We start from the raw sequence: 25,340 nt of genomic DNA, 5'->3' as shown, positions 1-25,340 counted from the left end.
TATGGGCTTCTGGACAGTCCCGGAGATCTCCGCACGTGATGAAGCTCGACCACCTCACCGTGATAGCCCCAACGCTGATCGAAGGGGTACTGCATGTTCGAAATTGCCTTGAACTCGACGTGCCTTTCGGCACTCATCACGACTATATGGGCACATACAACCACCGACTTCAGCTCGGAAATTCTGTCTATCTAGAGATCGTAGCGCTGGACCCGGAAGGAGTGGACCCCGGTAGGCCGCGCTGGTTCGGTCTCGACAACCAGGAAAGGGTCAGATCGGATTGGAAAGAAGGTCGTCGCCTGCGAGGGTGGGTGGCGAACACGGATGCGATTGATTCCATTGTTTTGACCCGCCGAGCGATCTTCGGCAGCAAGGTTCGCCTTCCGACAACCAATCCGACTTTCGCTTTCACCATCCCGGAGGATGGATCGCTTCCCCTAGACGGCGTGGCCCCCTCGATCATCGACCACTGCGGGGACCCCACCTCAATGACCTCAATTCCTGACCTGGGTGCGCGCCTTCGTTCGCTTATCCTCGAACATCCAGATTCTGCCGCCATCGAGACGCTTTATCGCGAACTTGCCATCGAGCATTCACCAATGGTCGTCCAGGCGTCCAAAGTCCGCTATCGGGCACTTATCGAGACACCGAGTGGATTGAGAGAATTAACGTGACCCGAAAGCAAAGTTCATTTCTTTCCACGGGTGCCGCCGCGTTAAACAAAACGCGAGACCACAGTAATTATACCGCCGATCAGCACGAGATTGATGCAAAGTCTTGCCAGCATTGTCATATCCTCCAATTTGCCAATCGCAGCCGGCGCGGTTTGAAGCGGACTGCCGGGTGCATCGATTACATGGAAAGGGTAATGCAACTGCGCTGAATGCGTGCTGAAGTCTCAGTTCAGGAAGCGTTCAGGAGGGCGGTATCGAGCTGACCCGCGCAAGGCATCAGAATTTGTCGGCGACCTGAATGCCGGCAGGACCCAGAATGACCGCGATGAGGACCGGCAGGAAGAACAGGATCATCGGCACGGTGAGCTTCGGCGGCAGGGCAGCCGCTTTCTTTTCGGCTTCGTTCATGCGCTCGTCACGGCCTTCCTGGGCAAGTACGCGCAACGCCTGGGCAATCGGCGTCCCGTAACGTTCCGCCTGGATTAGCGCCTGGGTCACGGCCTTCACGCCGTCGAGCTGGGTGCGAATGCCGAGGTTTTCCAGCGCAGTGCGGCGGTCCTGCAGGAAGGACAGCTCGGCTGTCGTCAGCACCATCTCCTCCGCCAAAGGTGGCGACTGCTGCGCCATTTCCTCTGCGACGCGGCGCATCGCGGCCTCCATCGAAATCCCCGATTCGACGCAGATCAGCATCAGGTCGAGCGCATCCGGCCAGGCCCGCTTGATCGATGCCTGACGCTTGTTCACGAGGTTGGTGACGTAAATATTGGGCGCGTAGAAACCAAGATAGGCGACGATGATTGCAGCCAGCATCCGGATCGGGAGCGGCCGGGACGCAAGGTTGCCGAGCACGAAGATCCACACGACAGCGGCCGCCAGAAACGCGAATGGCAACAGGAACCGCGCCACCAGAAACATGTTGAGGGCGTTTTGCGAGCGAAGGCCCGCAGCACGAAGCTTGTTGACCGTGTTGTCGTCGACTAGCGCCTTGCGGAGGTTGAAACGTTCGACGATCTGGCGGACGGACTGGTTGTTCTGCGCACGCAGGGACGTCTTGGAATTTTCCGCGCTTACGCGGGCGCGTTCACGCGCCCTGATCTGATCGCGCTCGGTGGAGACCGCCTTCATACGCTTGTCGAGGTCGCCCTTTTCGAGAAAAGGCGCCGCCAACGTGTAAAGCGTTGCGAAGACCGCTACGGCAACCAGGAGCGCCAGGAGGGTGGCTGGGTCGGTGAACGTCGTCGCAAGTTCTTTCACCTCACCCTCCTCAAATATCGAAATTGATCATGTTGCGCATGACGAAGATGCCGATCGACATCCACACACCGGAGACCAAAAGGATCAGGTGGCCACGCGGATCAGTGAAGATGATCGCGATGTAATCGGGCGAGGTAAGATAGACGAGGAGCGTCACGATAAAAGGCAAGGCTCCGATGATGGCAGCGGAGGCCTTCGCTTCCATGGACAGCGCGCTCACTTTCGCCTTCATCTTCTTGCGGTCGCGCAATACCCTCGAGAGGTTGCCGAGCGCTTCCGACAGATTGCCGCCTGCCTGACCCTGGATGGTGATGACGATGGAAAAGAAATTCACCTCCGGCAGAGGCATGGTCAGCATCATTCGGGCGCAGGCTTCCGGAACGCTCAGGCCCACCTGCTGCGATTCCACGACGCGGCGAAACTCGGTTTTCACCGGCTCCTGTCCGTCCGAGGCGATCAGGCGCAGGGAATCGTTGAGAGGCAGGCCGGACTTGATCGAGCGCACCATGACGTCGAGCGCATTCGGAAATTCTTCCAGAAACTTCTTCTGCCGGCGCTTCACCAGGAAACCGATCACCCAGCGCGGCAGGCCGATGCCGCCGACGAATGCTGCGCCGACAACTGCGAGCAACGGCAGTCCGGCGATCAAGGCGGCCAGAAAAACGAAGATGCCGAACAACGCGCTGAACAGGTAGAAGCGGCCCATCGTCAGCGAAAGACCAGTCTGGGAAAGCCTGGACTTCAGGCTTCCGTCGCCCATCTTCCGGCTTTTCTCTGCCTGTTTCTTCTCCAGATCCTTCAGCGAATCCTGCATCGATTTGCGACGCTTGGAGAGTTCCTGCACCCGGTCCCGTGCTGCCTTCGCCCGCACGAGATCCGTTTCGGCGGATTTCACGCGGTTAAGCCGCGTGTCCGCCTTCTTTTCCACCTCCATGCGGGAGAACAGCAGTGCGTAGCATACCGCCGCTGCGGCGACTGCCGCCAGCGCGATGATCGCTACGACCGTGATATCCAGCCCGAACATGGACGTATTCTCCTCAGTCCTTCACCCGTTCCATGGCATCGAGAGCCGCGGAAAGGCGCTTGTCTTCGTTATAATATCGGGCGCGATCCCAGAAATGCGGCTTCACGATGCCGGTCGACATATGCCGACCGATCAGCCGGCCGTTGGCATCCTCGCCGTCGATTTCGTAGCGCATCAGATCCTGGGTGACGATCACGTCGCCTTCCATGCCGACCACTTCGGTGATCTGTGTGATGCGGCGGGAGCCGTCGCGCAGACGCGCCGCCTGAACGATGACGTCGATCGAACCGGTGATGATCTCGCGCACCGTCTTGGCCGGCAGCGAATAACCGCCCATGGCGATCATCGATTCCATACGGCTCAGGCATTCACGCGGGGTATTGGCATGGATGGTGCCCATCGAGCCGTCGTGGCCGGTATTCATCGCCTGCAACAGGTCGAAGACTTCCGGGCCGCGCACTTCGCCGACGATGATGCGTTCCGGACGCATGCGCAGGCAGTTCTTGACGAGATCGCGCATGGTGATCTCGCCCTCGCCCTCGATATTCGGCGGACGCGTTTCCAGGCGCACGACATGCGGCTGCTGCAGTTGCAGTTCGGCGGTGTCTTCGCAGGTGATCACCCGCTCGTCGGCGTCGATGTAACGCGTCAGGCAGTTGAGCAGCGTCGTCTTGCCCGAGCCGGTACCGCCGGAAATGACGACGTTGCAGCGGACGCGGCCGATGATCTGCAGGAGAACTGCGCCCTCCGGGGTAATGGCCCCGAATTTCACCAGCTGGTCGAGATTGAGCTTGTCCTTTTTGAACTTGCGGATCGTCAGCGCCGGGCCGTCGATGGCGAGCGGCGGCGCGATGACGTTGACGCGCGAGCCGTCCGGCAGGCGCGCGTCGCAGATGGGCGAAGATTCGTCCACACGCCGTCCGACCTGGCTGACGATGCGCTGGCAGATCGAGAGCAACTGACCATTGTCGCGGAAGCGGATCTCAGACTCGATCGTCTTGCCGCCGACTTCGATGAAGGTCTGGCCGGCGCCATTAACCATGATGTCGGCGATGTCGTCGCGCGCCAGCAGCGGCTCAAGCGGGCCATAACCCAAGACGTCGTTGCAGATGTCCTCGAGCAGTTCCTCCTGCTCGGAGATCGACATCGCGAAATTCTTGATGGTGATGATATCGTTAACGATGTCGCGGATTTCCTCACGCGCACTTTCGGCATCGAGCTTGGCGAGCTGGGAAAGGTCGATCGTATCGATGAGCGCGGAGAAGACCTGGCTCTTTGTATCGTAATACAGTTCGGTGCGGGTCTGGCGCTTGCGGACAGGTTGCGGCGCAAGCTGCGGCGGCGGAACCGGCTGACGCTCGCGCGCGGGCTCGGCCAGGATTTCCGGGGCCGGCGGCCTTGCCGCCAGCGAACCAGCGGACGCGGCCGGCGGCGGCGCAAGCCCCACGCTCTTCCCAGATCCCTCGTTTCCGCGCTTGCCAAACATTCCGGTTTCCTAACGTCTAAGCCTTTTTGCGCCCAAGCATGTCGAGCACCTTCCCCAGACCACCCTTTTTCGCCTTCTTCACCGCGACGCGGCCGGTGACGATATGGGCAATCTGCGAGAATGTTTCCGCAGCAGGCGACTTCGCATCGATCTCAGAAATCATACGGCCGCTGTTGGCCGCGTTGCCGAAGAGCTGGACATCGAAGGGCAGGATGGCGATCGGCTCGATCTCCAGCGGCTCGATGAAGTCGGCGGGCGCGATTTCCGGACGCTTCGGCATGCCCACCTGGTTGAGGATGATATGCGGCGGGCGGTCATTCGGCCGAAGCTTCTTCAGCGCGTCGATCATATTCTTGGTGTTGCGCAGGTTCGCAAGATCGGGAACGGCGCAGATCACCACCTCGTCCACCTCGCAAAGCACCGCACGGGTCCATTCCGTCCAAGCATGCGGAAGGTCCAAGACTGCGACCGGCGCGCTGCGCTGCAGGAGCTCGATGATGGGCGTAAAGGCTCCGCGTTCGAAATCATACGCCCTGTCGAGTAGCGACGGAGCAGCAAGAAGCGACAAGTGCTCCGAGCACTTGGTCAGCAGACGGTCGAGGAATACCTCGTCCAGCCGTTCCGGCGCAAAGACCGCTTCTGCAATACCTTGAGCGGGATCCTGGTCGAAATCGATATTGGCCGTGCCGAAGGGAAGGTCGAGATCGGCAAGAATAGTCTCGGTCGAAAACAGGCTGGAAATGCCGAAGGCACAGTTGTGCGCGATGGTGGACGAGCCCACCCCTCCCTTCGCGCCGATGAACGCTATGGATTTCCCGAGCGGCTCAGCATCCGGGTCGACGAAGATCGTCGAAACCGAGGCCAGCATATCGGGCATCTGCACCGGCGCGACCAGATATTCGGAAATTCCGTTGCGGATCAGCTCCCGATAAAGGGAGATATCGTTGTAGCGACCGACGATGATGACCTTGGTGGAGGGATCGCAGACTTCCGCAAGCGGCGCCAGCTCTTCGAGCAGGTTCTTCGGTTCCGCCTCCGTCTCCAGGATGATCAGGTTCGGCGTGGGAGCCGAAGCAAACATGTTCGCCGCAGCGCCGGTGCTGCCGACGGTCACGCGAAGATTAACCTTGGACATGCGGCGGTCCCGCCCCATGCGGTCCATCATCCGTTGCATGGCCTCGCTCTCGCAGAAAGCATGGATCGAGATGCGCGGCAGCGGACGCAGTGCGTCCATATCCGCAGGGCGCTCCGCGTCATCGAAATGTTCGTCTTCGTCGGAAGCACGAATCTCGTAGCTGATCGGGCTCATCTTTTTCTCCGCTTCCCTGCCATCCGCTCAGTTACTGCTTTTTTCGCCACGGTAGTCGCTGATGACCTTGGCCCGCTGCGTGGCATCGATCGGTGTCGTCCCGCGGGGCGCGATTAGATCGGTCGGATTGGCCACCTGGGCAGCAAGGTTGTTCTGGCTCGCACAGCCGAAATTGTACCAGTTCCTATTGCCGAACGTGTTGTCAGAGAGATCGGCGGGCCATTCTCCGCACGGGCTCGTCATCGCTTTGGTCGTCGAATAGGCGAGCCGGATCGGTGCAGCATCTCCGTTTGGAGACGCGGCATAGCTGCTCATCAATATCCTGTCGGCCCTGATGCCGTTGGTCGTCAGCGTTCGGCGGATATCGCCCGCCAAGCGCTGGGCAGCCGCGGAATTATAGGAACCATGGGGGACCTGGATCTGAACGACGCCCGCTGGCGATGAGGCAAAATTCTGCGCGAAACCCTTCACCGTGTCCTTCATGCCGATGGACAGCCGAACATCGCCAGAGGCGACCGGAATATCGAGCGCATGTTCGCCTTCCGCCAGCACGATGGGATGGCGGGTCCGGTAGTCATCGGGAATGGAGCCGGTGGTAAGCTGGCTGTTGCCGCATCCGGACAACAGAACTGCCGATGCCGCAAGCATCACGGCTGCGGCGATCTTGTGTCGGGGAGACTTGACTGCGCCCTTCATGGCATTCTGTCCTTCGGCGGCGGTTTCTGCTTGCGTTTCCATGGCCTGGGTCACTTGTAGATGAAGCCGACCGCGCCGTGGTACTGGCCGGTCGCGACCGGTTCCTTGCGGCCGTAGATCTTGTTCACGCGGTTCAGGAAGAAGGTGGCGGCGTCGTTTTCCGGATTGAAATTGTCATCCGGACGCGCGATCTCGCTACGAGCCACCGGCCGGACGAGATAGGGCGTCGCGATGATGACCAGTTCGGTCTCATTGCGGACAAAATCCTTGCTGCGGAAGAGAGTGCCCAACACCGGCACCTTGGAAATGCCAGGGAGGCCCGACATGGCCTGCCTGATATTATCTTGGACCAGTCCAGCGATAACGATGGAGCCGCCGGAAGGCAACTCGACCGTGGTGGACGCCTCACGTTTGCGGATCGACATATAAGTGTTGCCCTGGATACGCGGCGAACTTCCGTTGCCTGTGGCAACGGACCCTTCATAAGTGGGTTCGGAGACATTGGTCTCGATGTTCAGGCTGATCCGTCCGGGAGACAGGACGACCGGCTTGAAGTTCAACTCTATCCCGTAATCGACCGAATTGACGGTCCGGGTGACAGTCGGCACGCCGGTATCTTCGTCAACGCCAACTTCCTGCTCCGCGGGTAGCCGGAACTCGCCGCCGACATAAAACTTCGCCTGCTGTCCCGAGATCGCCGTCAGGCTGGGCTCAGCGAGTGTCCGCATGACGCCAGCCTGCTCCATGGCGTTCATGTAGGTCGCCAGCCCGACATTGCCGATCGACCCTGTCAGCGTTCCCATGCCGAAGGTGTTGATCGCGTTGCCAAGATTGGAGGGATTGGAAAAACCGATCGAGCCGTCAGGCCCCGAGACCGACCCGTTGAAGCCGAGCTGCTTCAGCACCTGGCGGCTGACTTCAGCAACTGTCACCTTCAACGTCACCTGATCTTCGCCCTCGATCGTCAACAGATTGACGATCTGCGACAGCTGCCGCGCTTCTGCAAAAATGTCAGCGTCGCCGTTATTGCCTTGAGCTGTCAAGTTTCTCGTCGTCGCTTCGCCGCCTTTCAGGAAAGCCCTGGTCAGCTTTTCCGCCTGCGCGGAGTCCTGCGGGGTTCGAACCGTTCCCGACAGCACGACGTTGTCGGAGATGATCTCAACCTTGACGTTGGATTCGGGCAGGAATCTCCGCAGATTCTGCTGCAGGCCCGCGATGTCGCGCTCAATTTCCAGATCCAGGCTGATGATTTCCTCGCCATGCGAGCCGAAGACGAAGATATTGGTCTGGCCGACGGTCTTGCCGAAAAGATAGATACGCCGGGATGTCCGGGTTACGGCATCGGCCATCTCCGGGTTGGCCACAAGGATATCGTGGGCATCCGCCGGCAGGTCGACGACCAGTGCCTTGTTGAGGCCAAGCGCCACCCGCTTGCGAACACCCGGTCCGCCTTCTGTGATGCGAATCACGCTAGCGTCTGTCGCCTGAGCCTGGGCAGGGGCCAAATAAAGGGGGGCGATATTGACCGGAACACCGGCAAAAGCGACGCAGAAGGCCATCCCCGCCGCCACCGAACTGCGAATCTTCCGCTTCAGAATGTTCACTTGATCCGCTCCGTTCATTGCGCTGGCGCCTGCGTCGCGGCCGTGCTTTTGACGATCGAGCCCGATTTGATGACCTGTATGTCCGCCCGGTCTCGGCCGTGCAGCAGGTAGTCGGCCGCCACCGTATCCGCCTCCTGGGAATCGGCCACCGAACGCAAGGCAAGCGTGAGCCGCTCCGCCATCTGCTGGGAAACGGCGATGACCTGGGCCTGATCCGGCGTCAGTTCGAGCGTCGCCGTCGTGCCGACCACCGCCTTCTTGCCGTCCTCGGTCTCCTGAATCTGCTGGTCGATTGCGAGGACACGGATATTGTTCAGGATGTTTTCCGTGATGTAACGGCCGTCATCCTTGTTTTCACGCACCATGATAATGTCGACACGGTCGTTCGGCAGCACGAAGCCGCCTGCCCCGGTGGAAACCGAGATTTCAGTCGCCACGGCCCGCTTGCCGGCCGGCAGCAGCGAAGACATGATGCGACTGGAAGAATCTGCCACCTTCTCGGCGCGAAGCGGTTCACCCTTGAACATGGGCATGCGAACCACCACGCCCTGAAGTTCTGTGATGGCATCGGGCCGTTTGTCGGCGGTAATGAAGCCGTCGATCACTCCACCTTCCGGCCAGGCGATCCATTCCATCGACTTTTCGTTCAGGCGGCTGCCTACCGGCAAGTTTTCGGAGGAAACAAGAACCTTGACCGTGGGCTCGCGCTTGATCACCGTTTCGACCAGTTCGGGGCCTTTGTTGCCCGCCAGCCGCACGGCCAGCAGGCCTGCCAGACCTGCGGCCACCACGGCAACCGCGAGTATGATGATACGGGTGGGCTTCATGGACATTCCTTGGGAACTCTACTTCCCACAAAGAATGGCCGCGAATGGTGTAATTATGGTTAATAAGACGCTTACAATTTAGGTTAACAAGATATTTCCACTGCACCGGACCTCAGTGGAAAGCATTTGTCGCAAGCAAATAGATAGGAGCCTGGTGAAATGTCAGAAAACCGGCGATCGCTATAGCAAGGCCGTAAGGGATTTTCTTGGCGGTGACCAGCGAGGCCGGTAGCGGGATCCCCATTGCCATGACCGAGTTTGCCTGAGAGCGAAGAAGAAGAATGACGAGGGTCACCGCACCGCCGACGAAGCCGACGGTCATCAAGAATACCAGAAGCGAGTGATTGAAGCCGTACCAGACCGCACACGCCGTTAACAGTTTTGCGTCACCTCCACCCATCACGTTCGATGCGAAGAGGGCAAAGCATACGCCGAAAACAACTCCTCCCGCGAGAATGCCTGTGCCAATTTCCTGCCATCCGAGACCGGAGAAAGGCGCCAACAACAGGAACGACGCCAATAGGATGGCAGGAATGCGATTGGGTATCGTCATCTTGGCGAGGTCGGTAAACGCGGCTAACGTGATGCAAAGCGGCAATAGCATCAATATCGCTGCTGAAATCATCTAGCCGTCCCTCGGTAGGAAGATAGGCAGTTCAAAATTCGGACTAACCCCAGGTATAAAAGGAAAACCGCCCTCTGAAGAGCGGTTTCAAGTCATTCAATCTGCCAATAGGCGAGCGCAAATTATGGCGCAGTCTTCGCGTTCGCTGCGTTCATCTTGTCAGACAGCGAATCGAATGTGCTGTTCAGCGTGGTACCGAGCGTGGTGGCACCGGCGATCAGAGCAACGGAAATAAGGGCAGCGATGAGGCCATACTCGATGGCGGTTGCACCGGACTCATCCTTCAGAAAACGAGCGAAAATCTTGGACATGGGAACTCTCCTACTCCACAACTGGTTGTTCAGCACTTCCCGACAACTGTTTTCCGTTGTTCGGATGGCAGCAATCTACCGGGGGACGATTGCCAAGCGCTTAAGGAAGAGCGTTATCAAGTCGTTAATGGAAGATTGCCGGAAGGAATGGTAAATAAAGAAGACAGCAACAAGATAGTATTTGAACAATATTCGGTGGTGCCGCAGCGCCCTAATATTCCCTGTCACCCAAGGCTTTAACAGCCTCTCTCCTCCCGAATGAGCCGCCGGCGCCAAACGATATCGGCGGACAAAACGAGGTTAACATCGGATAAAAAGGCCAGCCGCTGTGCCATTTAACCGTTCATTCACCAATCGCATCCATCCTTGAGCACTACAACCGCATCCAAAGGCTGCCTGCAATGCTCTACCGTCGCGTCATGGTCCGACTCGCCGCCGTCTGCGGCCTCGTCTTTGCGGCGGCACCCGGAAATGTGCTGGCTCAGGAGGAAGGCGATCTTCTGCGCGTCTTCATGAACCATGCCCGGGTATTGCGGCTGGACCGGCCGGTGAGCAAAGTCATCGTCGGCAACTCAAATGTGGCCGATGCCACCGTCGCGGATTCCACCACCATCGTGGTCACGGGCCGCAGCTTCGGGACGACCAATCTCGTGCTTCTGGATGCGGAAGGAAACGCGATCGCCGATGAACGCGTCCTTGTTTCCATCGATGAGGGAAATACCGTCCGCGTCTTCCGGCAGACCGAACGCAAGATCCTCTCCTGTACGCCCAACTGCGAACAGCATGCCGAGTTCAAAACCGACGGCGCGCCCTGATCAGGGACAAACCGGTAAACTCACGCCCTTTGCGGCAACGGAATCTCAATAATCAACCCGTACGATTCCGAGGCTCGAAACCGGGCTGTGGGCGGGAAACGATGGGCGAGAATCAAGACGAGACCGAAAAGGTCGCGCCGGCGGGACGCGGGGCTGTGCTCGGCCGGATATTCAGGTCGCAAGACGGGGCGGCCGCCATCGAGTTCGCGCTGCTGGCACTTCCCTATTTCATGATCGTCTTTGCAATCCTAGAAACCTTTGTTGCCTATACGGGCGAACAGCTCGTCGCCAATGCGGTCGATACGGTGGCGCGCAAGCTCAGGACCGGCAGCATCACCGCGGCCAACACCGATCGAACCGCATTCCGGCGAACCTTCTGCGACGAAGTCTCGATCATGATCAAGTGCAGCGAGGAAGAGATAGCAACTCCCGACAAGCTGTGGCTGGATGTCCGCAGCTTTCCGAGCTTCGCCGATATACCGGGAAACGTGCCGCTCAATACGTCGCAGGATCTGGATACGGCTTCGGTGAACAACTATAGCCCGGGCGCCCAGAAGACGATCAACATGGTGCGCGCCTATTACCGCTGGGATGTCATCACCGATCTGCTTCGGCCCTACATCACCAACATTCGACCCTCCGGCGGCCGTCCGAACTATTTCCTGATCGTGGAGACAGCCACATTCCGAAACGAGGATTACCCGTGATGGAAGCGCCAGATCAGCATCTGCAAAGGCATTCCGGCAGCTTCCTGGCTCGGCTCAGGCGGCTGGCCACCGACCGTGGCGGTGCAGGCGCCGTTGAATTCGCGCTGATTGCCCCACTTCTGCTCAGTCTCTACATCACGTCCTTCGAGATTACCCTCGGTCTTAGCGTGTCCAAAAGGGTGACCCGCAGTGCCGGCACGATCGCGGACCTCGTGACGCGCGAGACAAGCGTCAACAAGGCGCTCCTCACGACGATGGAGGACGTTACGGACAGCCTCTTTGCGCCATACACGCCCAATGCGTTGAGCATCCGAGTCACGGGGGTGGCGCTGGATGCCGCCGGCAATCCCAAGGTGGCCTGGTCCTGGGACGACACCGATGCCCGCCCCTATGCCGTCGGTGCAACCGTCGATGTCCCGACCGAGATGCGCTTACCCAATTCTTTTCTCATACATTCGGAGGTCTCCGTTTCCCACGACCTTCTGATGTTCATGTCGGGCCTCCTGCCGTCCGAACTCAAGACAATCACCATCGCCCGGGATTACTTCTACCGTCAGAGGATCGGAACCAGCATCTCCTGCTCGGACTGCTGAGGCGCCTCATCCATCATCCCCCTTTGCCAAGCGGCAGGCACGGCTGTATGAATCGCGATTCAACGCGGCCGAAGGCCGGTGAACTGCGTTTGACATCCCTGGTGACCGATGGCTCGTGCCTTTCTGTTCGTTCTTGACTCCTTTGGCGTTGGCGGCGCGCGGGATTCCGATGCCTATGGCGACCTTGGCTCCAACACGCTCGGCCATATCGCGGAATTCTGCGCCGCCGGGGCCGGCGACCGCGCGGGTCTCCGGCAAGGTCCGCTGCATCTGCCGAACATGTCGGCGCTCGGCCTTCTCGAAATCGCCAGGCTTGCCGAAGGCGACTATCCCGCGGGAATGCCGATGCCGGAGCGGATTTTCGGCCTGTTCGGAGCGGCGGACGAGATTTCCCGCGGAAAAGACACCCCTTCCGGACATTGGGAAATCGCCGGCACGCCGGTAATGTTTGACTGGGGCTATTTCCCCAACGAGGGCGACGCCTTCTCCCCCGAACTGGTGGAGGCGATCTGTCGGGAGGGCGATATCCCGGGCATCCTTGGCAATTGCCATGCATCGGGTACGGAGATCATCGCACGGCTTGGGGAGGAGCATATCCGGACCGGCAAGCCGATCTGCTACACATCCAGCGACTCGGTGTTCCAGATCGCCGCCCATGAACATCATTTCGGTTTCGATCGGCTCATCTCGCTGTGCCAGACCGTCCGCGAATTGCTCGATCCGTTGAATATCGGTCGGGTGATTGCCCGACCCTTCATCGGCGAAACGGCAGGAACGTTCGAACGCACCGGCAACCGGCGCGACTTCTCCGTTCCTCCGCCGGAACCGACGCTCCTCGACCGGCTGATCCGAGGCGGGCGGTCGGTGCATGCAATCGGCAAGATCGGTGATATCTTTGCTCACCAGGGCGTTTCCCGGGTCATCAAGGCCAACGGCAACGCCGCCCTGATGGAGGCGACGCTTGCTGCAATGGACGAGGCCGCGGTCGGCGATCTGGTTTTCACCAATTTCGTGGATTTCGACATGCTCTACGGACATCGCCGCGACGTGCCGGGCTATGCAGCCGCGCTCGAAGCCTTCGACCTCGCATTGCCAGATATTCATCGGCGGCTGAAACCGGGCGATCTCGTCATCCTTACCGCCGATCACGGCTGCGATCCCACATGGCGCGGCACCGACCATACACGCGAGAGGGTGCCGATCATGGCATTCGGACCGGGAATCCGGTCGCGCTCGATCGGATTGCGGTCGACCTATGCCGATATCGCGGAGACCATTGCCGAGCACCTGGCCATTCCACCGGGTCAGCATGGACGGAGCTTCCTGTGACTGCGCATCTTTTAAAAGCCGAGATCCACTGCCATATCGAGGGCGCCGCGCCGCCTGCGCTTGCTGAAGCCCAGGCCCGAAAATACGGCGCCGATACCAGCCACATCCTGCGAGACGGCGCCTATAAGTGGTCCGATTTCTCCGAATTCCTCGTCTGTTACGACGCGGTGGCGGCGCTCTTCAGGACGGCTGCGGACTATGCGCTGCTGACGGAATCCTATCTCCTCGAGCTCGCGGCAGCGAACACGATCTACAGCGAGATCATCGTATCTCCCGATCACGGCGACCGCATCGGCCTTGGAGCCGATGCCTACCTTTCGGGAATCTGCGACGGCATCCATGCGGCGCGCGAAAAGACAGGCATCGAGGCACGCATCATCGTCACCGGCGAACGACATTTTGGCCCCGACAGGGTCGTCTCCGCCGCGCAATATGCCGCGAATGCGAAGAACCCGCTGGTGACCGGCTTCAACATGGCGGGTGAAGAGCGCATGGGCCGGGTCGCCGACTACGCCCGCGCCTTCGATATCGCCCGCGACGCCGGGCTCGGGCTCACTATCCATGCGGGCGAGGTGTGCGGGCCTTTCAGCGTCTCAGACGCGCTCGATCTGGTGAAACCGTCGCGCATCGGACACGGTGTTCGGGCGATCGAGGACCCCGCCCTGGTGGAGCGCCTCGCCGAACTCGGCACCGTCCTGGAAGTCTGCCCCGGCTCGAATATTGCACTCAAGGTCTTTTCCGACTTCCAGAGCCATCCTTTGAAACCGCTCAAGGCCGCCGGCGTGCGAGTTTGCCTCAATTCCGACGACCCACCCTTTTTCCATACGTCGCTCACCCGCGAATACGAAATCGCATCGAAGGAAATGGGAATGGCGGATGCAGAGATCGACGCCATGACGCGGACCGCGCTCGAGGCGGCCTTTGTTGATGAAGGGACGCGGTCACGCCTGCTCTCCCAGTTCGACGCCGGGATGGCTTGACGTGAGGCGATTGGGGATGAGGCCGTCAAACGCGCCTGACGGGTTGCAGAACGCGGCTTTTTCCTCAAAAGAAGAGACAGACAACAACGAGGGAAGCTCATGAACGGCGTCACTGTCATCGATCACCCGCTGGTGCAGCACAAGCTGACGATCATGCGCAAGAAGGAAACCTCCACAGCCGGCTTCCGGCGGCTGCTGCGCGAAATCTCAACACTGCTCTGCTACGAGGTGACCCGCGACCTCGAACTCACCTATGAAACGATCGAGACGCCGCTCGTCGAGATGCAGGCGCCGATCCTCGAGGGCAAGAAGCTCGTCTTCGCATCCATCCTGCGCGCCGGCAACGGCTTGCTCGAAGGCATGCTGGACCTCGTGCCGTCGGCCCGCGTCTCGCATATCGGCGTTTACCGCGATCATGAGACGCTGCAGCCGGTGGAATACTATTTCAAGGCGCCGGAAGATATCGCGGAGCGGCTTGTCATCGTGGTGGACCCGATGCTTGCAACCGGCAATTCCTCGATCGCCGCCGTGGACAAGCTCAAGGAACGCGGCGCCCACAACATCCGCTTCCTCTGCCTGCTCGCCGCGCCGGAAGGCCTCAAGAATTTTCAATCGGTGCACCCGGACGTGAAGATCTACACGGCCTCGATCGACAGCCACCTCAATGAAAAGGGGTATATCGTTCCAGGTCTTGGAGATGCCGGCGATCGCATGTACGGCACGAAGTAATTCTTCAGGATTTCCTTACCAAATTTCCAACTGAAGGACCTGCAAAACCTTTGCAGGTCTTTTTGTTATGGTTTTTACGCTAATGGCAGACTATCGGGTTCCCATGATCGAGGGACATTCATGCTCCTGCGCACCGTCATCTTCGCGGCCATAGCGGCTTTGCTTGCAACGCAGATCCCGTCGATGATCCAACTGGCCCACCAACCGCCGGCCACGACGGCGGCAGCTGAACCGGCACAACCACAATCGATCGCCGCGGCAGCCGGCAGTGCGGTGCTCGAAGCCGATGGCCGCGGGCATTTCAACGGGACGTTCCGCATCAACGGCAAATCCGTGGATGGCTTGGTCGATACTGGAGCCTCGCTTGTCGCAATCAACGAAAGTACCGCCCGCAAGCTGGGTTTCGGCGCAAACAGCCTCGACTTCCGCTACACCGTCAATACCGCAAACGGCGGCACGGATGCGGCGCGTGTGGTGCTCGGCCGCATCGAGATCGGGGGCGTCCGCGTGAAAGACGTCGATGCCTTCGTGCTGCACGACAAGGCGCTTTCCGGAACGCTCGTCGGCATGAGCTTCCTGAAAAAGCTGAAATCCTTCCAGGTCGAAGGCCGAAACCTGAAGCTCACCCAGTGATCAGCCGATCCGTTTAAGGACAACAGGTGAAGCCGCGGGCGGTGCATCCGCGATGGTGCAAAACACCGCGACATCCCTTGCGATACGCTCCGCGTCCTCCTGGTTCTTCGCATGCACAGTGGCAATGGGCTCACCCTTCGAGACCTGCGTGCCGAGTGCCAGAAATCCGTTGATACCCACTCGGTGATCGATGGAGTCCGCTGCGCGTTTGCGGCCGCCGCCGAGTTCCACCACAGCAAGACCGAGCCCGCGTGTATCGTATGAGGCAAGATAGCCATCGCGCGGCGCCGGAACGTGCAGGCTCGCGGGAGCACGCTCCAGGTAGGCATCGGGCCGATCACAGAAATCGGCGGGTCCGCCAAGCGCGTGCACCATGCGTCCGAAACGCTCTTTCGCCTCGCCGGAGGAAAGCGCCCGACGCGCATTTTCCTCGGCGTGGCGCAAATCTCGAAAGAGACCGGCCTGCACCAGCATTTCGGCGGCTTCGGCCATGACCACGGCCTCAAGTCGCGAACCGGCCTTCAAGCCGGACAGGAATTTGAGGCAGTTGACGATTTCCAGCCCGTTGCCTGCGGCATCCGCCAGCGGCTGGTTCATGTCGGTCAGCAGCGCGGCCGTTTTCAGGCCTGCGCCGTTCGCCACCTCGACCAGCGAGCGCGCCAACACTTCGGCTTCCTCCATGCTTTCCATGAAGGCGCCGTTGCCGACCTTTACATCGAGCACCAGGCTCCCGAGACCGGCCGCAAGCTTCTTGGACAGAATGGAGGCGGTGATCAGCGGCACCGATTCCACGGTCGCCGTCACGTCCCTGATGGCGTAGAGGCGGCGGTCCGCGGGCGCAAGAGCCGTCGTCTGTCCGATAATGGCACAACCGACTTTCTCGACGACCCTCCGGAGCAGCGCTTCGTCCGGCATGACATTGTAGCCTGGGATCGACTGCAGCTTGTCGAGAGTCCCGCCGGTATGGCCCAGGCCGCGGCCGGAAATCATCGGCACGGCCAGGCCGCAACTGGCGACGATCGGCGCCAGCATCAAGGAAACATTGTCTCCAACACCGCCGGTCGAATGCTTGTCTGCGATGGGCCGGCCAAGGCCGCCCCATTTCAGCACAGTCCCGGAATCGCGCATGGCCAGCGTCAACGCCACTGTCTCATCCCGGGACATGCCCCGAAAGAACACAGCCATGGCGAAAGCAGCGGCCTGCCCTTCTGTGATTTCGTTCCTGGTGAGTGCTGCGATGAAGCCAGCAATCTCATCGGCGGCAAGTGTTTTCCCGTCGCGTTTGCGACGAATGATTTCCTGTGGGATCATTCTGTCAATAGCCGCTCGACACGCGGGCGCTGGTGCCGCCGCTCAACACACCCAAAATGTCATCAAGAAGGCCGGACGCTCCAAAACGGAATGTCGAGGGCATGATCCAGTTCGGACCCATGATGGTTTCGGCAAGGCGGAAATAGAGATCTGCATCCGCTACGCTGCCGATGCCACCGGCCGGCTTGAAACCGACGCGTTTCCGGGAGTCACGGATCGCCTGCAGCATGATGTCGGCAGCCTCCAGCGTCGCGTTGACCGCGACCTTGCCCGTCGAGGTCTTGATGAAATCGGCACCTGCAGCGATTGCGAGTTCGGACGCACGGCGGATGAGCGCGCTGTCTTTCAATTCACCCGTCTCCAGGATCACTTTCAGACAGGCTTGCGGGCAGGCGGCGCGCACGGCTTCGATCAATTCAGTCACCGCCGCCTCGTCGCCCGCCAGCAGCTTGCGATAAGGGATGACCATGTCGATCTCGTCGGCACCATCCTCGATAGCCTTGCGGGTTTCGTCGATGACGGCCGCGACCGGCAAATCCCCAGTCGGGAAGTTTACCACGGTCGCTATCCGGACCGCATGGTCCGGCCCCAGAATGGCTCGCGCATGCGCAACAAAACGCGGCCAGATGCAGATTGCCGCCGTATGGCCGTAGGGTGTCTGGGCGCGCAGGCACAGTTTCTCGATCGCGGCATTGTCGCAATCGTCGCGCAAATTCGTCAGGTCGAGAAGCGAGAGCGCGAAGGCTGCCGCCTCGCGCGGGCTCAGGAGTTCCATTTCGTGCCTCCCCGGGCTTGATCGAGCCGGTATAATTATCGTTCAAACGATTAGAAGCAACCCGCCGAGGTTGCGCGGAACGTCACACGCCAAGTATCCAATTGAAATCTATCGTGTATCAAGCCAACATTTCTTTTAAAATGGTAGCCAGACGCTGGCCGCCGACCGGCGCCATGTCCTTGGTTTCCTCGTGGCTGAGTTCGGCACCGGTCATGCCCGCGCCGAAATTGGTAATGACCGACGCGGCTGCTACCTTCATCCCGAAGTAGCGCGCCAGAATGACCTCCGGCACAGTCGACATGCCGACCGCATCGGCGCCCAGGATACGTGCCATGCGAATTTCCGCCGGCGTTTCAAAGCTCGGGCCTGAAAACCACATATAGACGCCGGAAAACAACGGTATACCGCAGCGGATTGCGGCGTTGCGCATGCCGAGCGAAAGGGACGCGTCATAGGCGCTGGTCATGCCGACGAAACGACGGTCTCCCTCTTCACCGATCAGCGGGTTCAGGCCGGAATAATTGATATGATCGGTGATCTGCATCACCGATCCCGGCGGCATATCCTCACGCAGCGAGCCCGCGGAGTTCGTCAGGATCAGCGATTGAACGCCGATCCCCTTCATGACCTCGATCGGAAAGCGCATGGCCTTCGCATCGCCATGCTCGTAATAGTGCGCACGACCCGACAGCATGATGACCGGCTCTGCGCCGAGATAGCCGGCGACCAGCTCGCCCGCGTGGCCTGTGACGCCGCTTGCCGGAAACCCTTCCAGGGCGCCATAGGGCACACGAACCTGGTCCGTCACCTCCCCCACCAGCGAGCCGAGGCCGGAGCCGAGCACGATTGCGTGGCGCGGCACGAGACCGTCGAGGCGATCGACAAGGAGGTCGATGACTTCCTTCATCCGATCACATCCGTTTCAAAGGCATAGGGCAGCAGCTCCGCCATGGTGACTGTCTTCTGGACGCCGGCATCGTCGCAAAGGTAGATGCGCGTATCGGCGGACGCGAATTCCGAAATCTTTTGACGGCAGCCGCCGCATGGCGTGCAGAGCGGCAGTTTTTCGGCAATGACGGCGAGTTCTACGATCTTGCTGGCGCCGCCCATGATCATAGCACCGATCGCCGTCGGCTCCGCGCACCAACCCTGCGGGAAGGATAGGTTCTCGATATTGGCACCCAGGTAGGCGTTCCCGTCGTCCGCGCGGATCGCGACGCCCACGGGAAATTTCGAATAGGGCGCGTATGACTTTTTCATTGCCTCGCGGGCGGCTTCGAACAGCTCTTGAGACATATCCTAGCGCTCCTTCGTGTAGGGGACGCCGCCGGCCTTCGGCGGGCGTGCAATGCCTATGAAGCCGGCAAGCAGCACACAGGTCAGGATATAGGGCAGTGCCTGGAAGATTTGCACAGGCACCTCCCCGATCAGCGGAAGCGATTTGCCCTGCATGAAGTTCGCAAAAGCGTCAAGAAAGCCGAAGAGCAGACAGGCGAGCATCACCGGCACCGGCTTCCATTTCGCAAAGATCAGCGCCGCAAGCGCTATATATCCCTTGCCGGCCGACATGTTGTTGATGAATGCCGCCGATTGGGCGATCGCCAGGTAAGTTCCGGCGAATCCCGCCAGGAAGCCGGTGACGATCAGCGCACGATACCGCAGCCAGCTCACCGAAATGCCCGCCGTATCCACGGCGCCTGGATTTTCTCCCACCGCGCGCAGACGCAGACCGAAACGTGTCCGGTACAAGACCCACCAGGAGATCGGCACCATTAGAAACGCGATGTAAGTGAGGATATTGTTGCCGGAAATGACGTTGGCATAAAGAGGCCCGAGGATCGGCACATCGCGTATCGCATCGGTACCCGGCAGGATGATCGGCGCGAACCGGCCCGAGCCCGGCACCTGCGCCGTCCGGCCGCCTTGCCCGAACCACGCCTGACCGAGCACGATCGTCAAGCCGGCGGCCACGAAATTCAGAGCCACGCCGGAAACGATCTGGTTGCCGCGATTGGTGATCGAGGCAAAACCATGAATGAAAGAAAACGCGATCGCGACCAGGATGCCCGCCGCAAGGCCGAGCCAGGCGTTGCCGGTCCAGTAGGCGGCACAGGCCGAGGCGAACGCCGAGACCAGCATCTTGCCTTCCAGGCCGATATCGAAAATCCCCGCCCGCTCCGAAAACAGCCCCGCCAGCGCGGTGAACAGCAAGGGGATGGACAGGCGGACGGCCGAACCGAGAATGCCGATGAAAATATCGAAATAATCCATGAGCTACTTCCCGGAAATCTGCTGGTAAAGCCGAACGATTGCCGGCCGAAGCATGTATTCCAGCGCGCCCGCAAAGAGGATCACCAGGCCCTGGATGACGACGATCATGTCACGGGTGATGCTCGGCATGTCGAAGGAGAGCTCCGCTCCGCCCTGATAGAGAATTCCGAAGAGCAGTGCGGCGAGAATGATCCCGACAGGGTGGTTGCGGCCCATCAGCGATACGGCGATACCGACGAAGCCTGCGCCGCCGACGAACTCGATCTGCAGCCTTGCCGAAGCTCCCATGACGGGGTTGAGCGCCATCATGCCCGCAAGGCCGCCGGAGATCAGCATGGCGATCATGACGATCTTTGCGTAGGGGATGCCGGCATAACCCGCCGCCGTCGGGCTGATGCCGAGCGTGCGCATTTCATAACCGAGCTTGGTGCGCCAGATCAGCATCCAGACCAGGAAACACATGACAAGCGCGATCAGGAAGGAGAAGTTGAGCGGGGCTGCGCCCAGCTTGCCGCCGAACATCGAAATCAGCCAGTCGAGCTTCGGGAGCTGGCCGCCTTCCAGGAAGGTGCGCGTTTCCGGCGCCATCTTGCCCGGCACGATCAGCACCCGCACGAGCAGATAGTTCATCAGCGACGACGTGATGAAATTGAACATGATCGTGGTGATGACGATATGGCTGCCGCGCTTGGCCTGAAGCCACGCCGGTATCGCGGCGCAGGCGGCACCGAAGAGAGCAGCGCCGATCACCGCGAAAGGCATGGTCACGTACCAGGGCACATAGCGATCAAGCGAAAGTGCAACGAGCGCCGCGCCGAGGCCGCCGAGATAGGCTTGTCCTTCCGACCCGATGTTGAACAGCCCGGCATGGATGGCGACCGCCACCGACAACCCGGTAAAGATGAAGCTCGTGGCGTAGAAGAGCGTAAAGCCTATGCCTTCGCCGCGGCCGAGCGCACCGATCAACAGCAGGCGCAGGGCCTCGAGCGGGCTTTCTCCGATAGCCCAGACCACGAGGCCGGAAAAAAAGAAGGCAAGTACGAGATTGAGGATCGGGACGACGATGTAGTTGATCCAGGCGGGAAGCTGAACGGATGCGGTGCTCATGCGGCGATCCCGGCCATCATCAGGCCCAATGTCTGTTCGCCGGCATCACCGGTCTTCTCCCCGACGACCTTGCCGGCAAACATCACCAGTATGCGGTCTGAAAGGGAACGGATTTCGTCGAGTTCCACCGACACCAGGAGCACTGCCTTGCCTGCATCCCGCATGTCGATGATCCGCTTGTGAATGAATTCGATGGCGCCGATGTCGACGCCTCGGGTCGGCTGGCCGATGATCAGCACATTCGGATCGCGCTCTATCTCCCGGGCAACGACGATCTTCTGCTGGTTGCCACCGGAAAAATTCGCCGTCTTCAACCGAGGGTTCGGCGGCCGGATGTCATATTTCGCGATCTTTTCTTCCGCATCCTTGCGCATCGCATCAAGATCGAGCATCGCGCCACGCCCATAACGTGGGTCGCGGTGGTAACCGAGGATCGAGTTCTCGTATTCCTCGAATTTCAGCACCAGGCCCATATGGTGCCGATCCTCGGGAATGTGAGCGAGGCCAAGATCGCGCAAGCCCGCCGGACCGATCCCAGCAACCGGCTTGCCGTCGATGAATATCTCGCCGGAGTAAGGTTTGCGAATGCCGGCGATCGCCTCCAGGAGCTCGGATTGGCCGTTGCCCGCAACCCCGGCAATACCGACGATTTCGCCGGCGCGGACATCGAAGGAAACATCGTCCACCATGGTGACGCCGCGAGCATCCCTGACCGTCAGGTTCCTGACTGACAGCAGAATGCGGCCCGGATTCGCGTCGCCTTTTTCCACATGCAGCAATACGCGGCGGCCGACCATCAGTTCGGCCAGTTCCTCGACCGTCGTCTCGGACGTCTTGCGGGTTGCCACCATTTCGCCGCGGCGCATGACCGAAACCGTGTCGGTGATCGCCATGATCTCGCGCAGCTTGTGGGTGATGAGAATGATCGTCTTACCCTGGTCGCGCAGTACACGCAGCACCTTGAAGAGGTGGTCGGCCTCCGCCGGCGTCAACACGCCGGTCGGCTCGTCCAGGATGAGGATTTCTGCCCCACGGTAGAGTGCTTTCAGAATCTCCACGCGTTGCTGGCTGCCCACAGGCAATTCTTCGACCACCGCATCGGGATCGACCTCGAGGCCGTAGTCGTCCTCCAGGCGCTTCAATTCCTTGCGGGCACTTGCAACGCCCTTGCGAAGCAATTGCCCGCCTTCGGCGCCCAGCATGACGTTTTCCAGAACCGTAAAATTTTCAACCAGCATAAAGTGCTGGTGCACCATGCCGATGCCCGCAGCGATCGCCGCCTGGCTGTCGCGGATTACGATCGGCTTGCCTGAAATGCGGATTTCGCCCTGATCGGCATGATAGAAGCCGTAGAGGATCGACATCAGCGTCGATTTTCCCGCGCCGTTTTCGCCGATGACGCCATGGATCGATCCCTTGGCCACGGTCAGATTGATGTTCTTGTTCGCATGCACCGCACCGAACTTCTTGTCGATGCCGACAAGCTCGATTGCAGGCTCAATCTCTTTGGGGAGGTCGAGGCTCAAATGGTTCGCCTTTCCACATTATGAAAAAGGGCGCATGGCGATCCGGACCGCCATGCGCCCTTCAGGCGTGTCTCTTATTTGGGGCAGGATTTATCCGACATATAGTCGTGCACCTTGACGGTGCCGGCGATGATGTCGGCCTTGGCCTTTTCCACGGCAGCCTTCATTTCAGCGGTAATCAACGACTTGTTGTTGTCGTCGAGCGCATAGGCCACGCCGTCTTCCTTGACGCCGAGAGCCTGGACGCCGGCGGTAAACTTGTCGTCCTTGGTGTCCTTGAAGGTGTTATAGACAGCAAGGTCGACACGCTTGACCATGGAGGTCAGGACCGAGCCGGGATGCAGGTGATTCTGGTTGGAATCGACGCCGATCGACAGCTTCTTGTTGTCGGCCGCAGTCTGCAGCACACCGAGGCCGGTCGCACCCGCTGCCGCATAGATGACATCGGCGCCCTGATCGATCTGGTTCTTCGTCAGTTCACCGCCACGGACAGGATCGTTCCAAGCCGCACCGGTGGTGCCGGTCATGTTCTGGAAAACTTGCGCGTCCGCCTTCGCGGCCTTGACGCCCTGGACGTAACCGCAGCCGAACTTGCGGATCAACGGGATATCCATACCACCGATGAAGCCGACCTTGCCGGTCTTGGATGCCATGCCGGCGAGCAGACCGACGAGATAGGAGCCTTCCTCTTCCTTGTAGACGACCGAACGGACATTCTTCAGGTCGACGACCGAGTCAACGATCGCGAACTTGGTGTCCGGGAATTCCGCCGCAACCTTTTCCATGGCCGAAGTCCAGGCAAAAGAGACAGCAACGACAGGATTGTAGCCGCGGCTGGCGAAGTTGCGGATTGCCTGTTCGCCCTGCGTATCGCTGGTGGGCTCGAAGTCGCGATATTCGATCCCCGTTTCCTTCTTGAACTGCTCGGCGCCGGCAAAAGCTGCCTCGTTAAAGGATTTGTCGAACTTGCCGCCGGTACCATAGACCAGCGCCGGCTTCACCTCCGCTGAAAGCGCGGTGGCCGACATGGCGCCCAAGGCAATGAGGCTTAAAAGGGTTCTTTTCATCGTGCAGCCCTGTTTTTAGCTGTTTGATCCTCCCGCAAGCCCGTCCCCCGGGCACTTCTGCGGCCACCTGCCCTTTTTCTTTTCAGGGTCTGGCTGCGGTCACTCTTGCACGGGTTTCGGAAAAATTCACGAGATTTTTTTCAGTTGGTAAAGAATGGCGAACCTGCCGAAAACTTGAACAAAGGTCGGAAATAACTGCATGAATCTGTGGCGCGACGCATATTTTCATGCCAGCCGGGAAGACGACTACTCTCCTCAGGCCGCAACGGCTACTCAGCATCTTAACATGCCGGCGGGAAGGGTTCAGGCGGAAAACCGTCCCGCAAAACGCGGTTTTTCGTAGCCAGCCATCCAGAAGAGGAGCGCCAGGGTCAGGAAGATTGCAAAAGCGGGCTGTGCCAGAACCGGCGCTACGAAGGGGCGCCAGAGATCGGCGCTGATATAGGTCTCGGCATAGATTTCGCTGAGCGCGAGGCTTTCCGGATCGAGATTGAGCCAGGCATTGCCGAGGCTGGTCAGCACGACCGAAGACGCGGAGACGGATTGAATCGAATCCAGGGTGCCGGCGACGATTGCAGCAAGAAGCGCCAGAGCGCTCACCGTATGGAAGACGAAGCGAAGTATTCGCATTTTCTATTAGCCATTTCGTTGTCGACCGCCGATGAGCCGGACAACACCGGTCCCATATCGAAAGAAATAGCCGTCGCCTCCCAGCTTGGCAACGCGACCCCAAGGTTTTACGTCCTGTTGTCAAAAATCGTTCAGATTCCGGTTGATCCTTCGGAATTGATCGGTATATATCGCGCCCGACCGCTGTGTTGCCCCCGATTTGCACGCAGCCCTTTATCCTAAGGACAGGTGGCCGAGTGGTTGAAGGCGCACGCCTGGAACGCGTGTATACGTGAAAGCGTATCGAGGGTTCGAATCCCTCTCTGTCCGCCATTCTCCCAAAATCCTGCCGTCTTTCCAGATGCATCCGCCCGTTCAATACTGAGCGGTCAATCTCCCATGGAAAAACTGACCTCCTGCCAGCGATGACTTCCTGGCTCCAGGGCCACCAGGAGCTCGAAAGTCCTGCGGCTTGGCGCGCCCGCCGTCGCGACATCGGCATAACCCTGCATGGCGAAACGGCAGTCGCCCTCCCAGCGGAAACTTCCCGGGGCGATATCGAGCACCTCCGGCCGCTCTTCCAAGAGCTGCCTTGACTTCTCGAAGGCCAGAGTTCCGGAACAGGCGCCTTCATCGATCTGCTCACCGAAGCCCATCAGAAGTGCCAGGCCGGAAAGCGGAGCCACAAACGCGATGGATTTCCAAATACGTGACCCCATCGGGATCTCCTTCCTGGAAAGCGGAAGCGGGCGAAATCTTGCACCGCCAGCGAACGGACCCACCGATCCGAACCAAAGGATAACACCCTTGCGACAACGCCGCCAAACGCAACCGGAAACATGATAACGCCCGACGTGAACCGAAGCCGCTTCCGGATTTTGCAGAGACAGCGCTTGCAGGTTAGCTTCCCCGACAGTTATCTCTTTATTTTCAGGTGGAATAAACTAGGACATTGAGCGGCTGACTTTCTTTATGGGCACTTGATGAAATTTGGAACGAGTGGACTTCGTGGGCTTGTCGAGGATCTGGCGGGACGGGCGTCGGTTGTTTATGCGCAGGCTTTTGCGCGGCATCTTCT

At 59.8% G+C, this 25,340-nt stretch carries 27 protein-coding genes and 1 tRNA gene; 9 read left to right on the top strand and 19 right to left on the bottom strand.

Translation table 11 applies throughout. The features are described 5' to 3' along the window. The first annotated feature begins 38 nt into the window (after window positions 1-38). Window positions 39-674 carry a VOC family protein gene (locus EDE09_RS24290; RefSeq protein ID WP_207914885.1) on the top strand — a complete coding sequence of 212 codons (636 nt, stop codon included), beginning with the start codon at window positions 39-41 and terminating at the stop codon, window positions 672-674. A gap of 276 nt (window positions 675-950) precedes the next feature. Here the strand turns inward: EDE09_RS24290 and EDE09_RS24285 are convergent, their stop codons facing one another. The 9 genes from EDE09_RS24285 to EDE09_RS24245 form a co-directional block, all read right to left on the bottom strand. Next, window positions 951-1,928 carry a type II secretion system F family protein gene (locus tag EDE09_RS24285; RefSeq protein WP_112796396.1) on the bottom strand — a complete coding sequence of 326 codons (978 nt, stop codon included), beginning with the start codon at window positions 1,926-1,928 and terminating at the stop codon, window positions 951-953. 10 nt (window positions 1,929-1,938) lie between these two features. Beyond that, window positions 1,939-2,952, bottom strand: a complete 1,014-nt coding sequence (locus EDE09_RS24280) for a type II secretion system F family protein (RefSeq protein WP_112796394.1) — start codon at window positions 2,950-2,952, stop codon at window positions 1,939-1,941. A gap of 13 nt (window positions 2,953-2,965) precedes the next feature. After that, window positions 2,966-4,438 carry a CpaF family protein gene (locus tag EDE09_RS24275; protein ID WP_132413159.1) on the bottom strand — a complete coding sequence of 491 codons (1,473 nt, stop codon included), beginning with the start codon at window positions 4,436-4,438 and terminating at the stop codon, window positions 2,966-2,968. 16 nt (window positions 4,439-4,454) lie between these two features. Further along, window positions 4,455-5,747 (bottom strand): CpaE family protein, encoded by a 1,293-nt coding sequence (locus EDE09_RS24270; RefSeq protein ID WP_112796392.1) that lies wholly within the window; start codon window positions 5,745-5,747, stop codon window positions 4,455-4,457. 27 nt (window positions 5,748-5,774) lie between these two features. Then, window positions 5,775-6,443, bottom strand: a complete 669-nt coding sequence (locus EDE09_RS24265) for a CpaD family pilus assembly protein (protein ID WP_112796490.1) — start codon at window positions 6,441-6,443, stop codon at window positions 5,775-5,777. Between the two features lie 50 nt (window positions 6,444-6,493). Then, window positions 6,494-8,065 (bottom strand): type II and III secretion system protein family protein, encoded by a 1,572-nt coding sequence (locus EDE09_RS24260; protein WP_162712199.1) that lies wholly within the window; start codon window positions 8,063-8,065, stop codon window positions 6,494-6,496. After that, the gene (gene cpaB / locus EDE09_RS24255) at window positions 8,062-8,874 is read right to left on the bottom strand and encodes a Flp pilus assembly protein CpaB (protein ID WP_112796391.1); all 813 of its coding nucleotides are present in this window, start codon (window positions 8,872-8,874) and stop codon (window positions 8,062-8,064) included. Before cpaB ends, EDE09_RS24260 begins: the two co-directional genes overlap by 4 nt. Before the next feature lie 112 nt (window positions 8,875-8,986). Then, window positions 8,987-9,499, bottom strand: a complete 513-nt coding sequence (locus EDE09_RS24250; protein WP_112796389.1) for a prepilin peptidase — start codon at window positions 9,497-9,499, stop codon at window positions 8,987-8,989. A 122-nt stretch (window positions 9,500-9,621) separates the two neighbouring features. Then, a complete protein-coding gene (locus EDE09_RS24245; RefSeq protein WP_112796386.1) occupies window positions 9,622-9,810 on the bottom strand; it encodes a Flp family type IVb pilin in 189 nt (62 codons plus the stop codon). 419 nt (window positions 9,811-10,229) lie between these two features. On the opposite strand from EDE09_RS24245, the gene EDE09_RS24240 reads away from it, so the two are divergent. The 7 genes from EDE09_RS24240 to EDE09_RS24210 all read left to right on the top strand — a co-directional run bounded on the left by EDE09_RS24240 (window position 10,230) and on the right by EDE09_RS24210 (window position 15,596). After that, on the top strand, window positions 10,230-10,625 hold the full coding sequence (locus tag EDE09_RS24240; RefSeq protein WP_105373962.1) for a pilus assembly protein N-terminal domain-containing protein: 396 nt from the start codon (window positions 10,230-10,232) through the stop codon (window positions 10,623-10,625). Between the two features lie 101 nt (window positions 10,626-10,726). Then, window positions 10,727-11,332, top strand: a complete 606-nt coding sequence (locus tag EDE09_RS24235; protein WP_105373908.1) for a TadE/TadG family type IV pilus assembly protein — start codon at window positions 10,727-10,729, stop codon at window positions 11,330-11,332. Continuing rightward, window positions 11,332-11,925 (top strand): TadE/TadG family type IV pilus assembly protein, encoded by a 594-nt coding sequence (locus tag EDE09_RS24230; protein WP_112796382.1) that lies wholly within the window; start codon window positions 11,332-11,334, stop codon window positions 11,923-11,925. The genes EDE09_RS24235 and EDE09_RS24230 overlap by 1 nt, the downstream gene beginning before the upstream one ends. A gap of 108 nt (window positions 11,926-12,033) precedes the next feature. Next, window positions 12,034-13,254: a phosphopentomutase gene (locus EDE09_RS24225; RefSeq protein ID WP_112796380.1), complete on the top strand. Its 1,221-nt coding sequence runs from the start codon at window positions 12,034-12,036 to the stop codon at window positions 13,252-13,254. Next, window positions 13,251-14,234, top strand: coding sequence for an adenosine deaminase (locus EDE09_RS24220; protein WP_112796378.1), 984 nt, complete (start codon window positions 13,251-13,253; stop codon window positions 14,232-14,234). The genes EDE09_RS24225 and EDE09_RS24220 overlap by 4 nt, the downstream gene beginning before the upstream one ends. 99 nt (window positions 14,235-14,333) lie before the next feature. Then, window positions 14,334-14,963 carry a uracil phosphoribosyltransferase gene (upp, locus tag EDE09_RS24215; protein WP_105373912.1) on the top strand — a complete coding sequence of 210 codons (630 nt, stop codon included), beginning with the start codon at window positions 14,334-14,336 and terminating at the stop codon, window positions 14,961-14,963. 120 nt (window positions 14,964-15,083) lie between these two features. Then, entirely contained in the window at window positions 15,084-15,596 is a 513-nt protein-coding gene (locus tag EDE09_RS24210; protein WP_112796376.1) for a TIGR02281 family clan AA aspartic protease, read from the top strand. Here the strand turns inward: EDE09_RS24210 and deoA are convergent, their stop codons facing one another. From deoA to EDE09_RS24165, 9 genes are all read right to left on the bottom strand, one after another. Next, on the bottom strand, window positions 15,597-16,907 hold the full coding sequence (gene deoA / locus EDE09_RS24205; RefSeq protein WP_112796374.1) for a thymidine phosphorylase: 1,311 nt from the start codon (window positions 16,905-16,907) through the stop codon (window positions 15,597-15,599). Between the two features lie 4 nt (window positions 16,908-16,911). After that, window positions 16,912-17,682: a deoxyribose-phosphate aldolase gene (deoC, locus tag EDE09_RS24200; RefSeq protein WP_112796372.1), complete on the bottom strand. Its 771-nt coding sequence runs from the start codon at window positions 17,680-17,682 to the stop codon at window positions 16,912-16,914. 118 nt (window positions 17,683-17,800) lie between these two features. Continuing rightward, window positions 17,801-18,589 carry a purine-nucleoside phosphorylase gene (locus tag EDE09_RS24195; protein ID WP_105373916.1) on the bottom strand — a complete coding sequence of 263 codons (789 nt, stop codon included), beginning with the start codon at window positions 18,587-18,589 and terminating at the stop codon, window positions 17,801-17,803. Continuing rightward, a complete protein-coding gene (locus EDE09_RS24190; RefSeq protein WP_112796370.1) occupies window positions 18,586-18,978 on the bottom strand; it encodes a cytidine deaminase in 393 nt (130 codons plus the stop codon). Before EDE09_RS24190 ends, EDE09_RS24195 begins: the two co-directional genes overlap by 4 nt. 3 nt (window positions 18,979-18,981) lie before the next feature. Beyond that, entirely contained in the window at window positions 18,982-19,953 is a 972-nt protein-coding gene (locus EDE09_RS24185; RefSeq protein ID WP_105373918.1) for an ABC transporter permease, read from the bottom strand. 3 nt (window positions 19,954-19,956) lie between these two features. Beyond that, window positions 19,957-21,060: an ABC transporter permease gene (locus EDE09_RS24180; RefSeq protein ID WP_105373919.1), complete on the bottom strand. Its 1,104-nt coding sequence runs from the start codon at window positions 21,058-21,060 to the stop codon at window positions 19,957-19,959. After that, on the bottom strand, window positions 21,057-22,562 hold the full coding sequence (locus tag EDE09_RS24175; RefSeq protein ID WP_112796486.1) for an ABC transporter ATP-binding protein: 1,506 nt from the start codon (window positions 22,560-22,562) through the stop codon (window positions 21,057-21,059). Before EDE09_RS24175 ends, EDE09_RS24180 begins: the two co-directional genes overlap by 4 nt. A gap of 98 nt (window positions 22,563-22,660) precedes the next feature. Continuing rightward, on the bottom strand, window positions 22,661-23,653 hold the full coding sequence (locus tag EDE09_RS24170; RefSeq protein ID WP_105373920.1) for a BMP family ABC transporter substrate-binding protein: 993 nt from the start codon (window positions 23,651-23,653) through the stop codon (window positions 22,661-22,663). Window positions 23,654-23,956: 303 nt separating this feature from the next. Next, window positions 23,957-24,283, bottom strand: coding sequence for a hypothetical protein (locus EDE09_RS24165; RefSeq protein WP_112796367.1), 327 nt, complete (start codon window positions 24,281-24,283; stop codon window positions 23,957-23,959). A gap of 222 nt (window positions 24,284-24,505) precedes the next feature. Here EDE09_RS24165 and EDE09_RS24160 point away from each other — a divergent pair. Continuing rightward, window positions 24,506-24,595: transfer RNA gene (locus EDE09_RS24160), tRNA-Ser, on the top strand. Between the two features lie 56 nt (window positions 24,596-24,651). On the opposite strand, the gene EDE09_RS24155 is transcribed toward EDE09_RS24160, so the two are convergent. Continuing rightward, a complete protein-coding gene (locus EDE09_RS24155) occupies window positions 24,652-24,981 on the bottom strand; it encodes a hypothetical protein (protein ID WP_112796365.1) in 330 nt (109 codons plus the stop codon). Between the last annotated feature and the right edge of the window lie 359 nt (window positions 24,982-25,340).

It is taken from the genome of Neorhizobium sp. S3-V5DH (assembly GCF_004343065.1).
In the GTDB taxonomy this organism is placed as follows: Bacteria; Pseudomonadota; Alphaproteobacteria; order Rhizobiales; family Rhizobiaceae; genus Neorhizobium; species Neorhizobium huautlense.
Note: the sequence above shows the minus strand (reverse complement) of the source record. Positions and strands in the feature narration are given on the sequence as shown.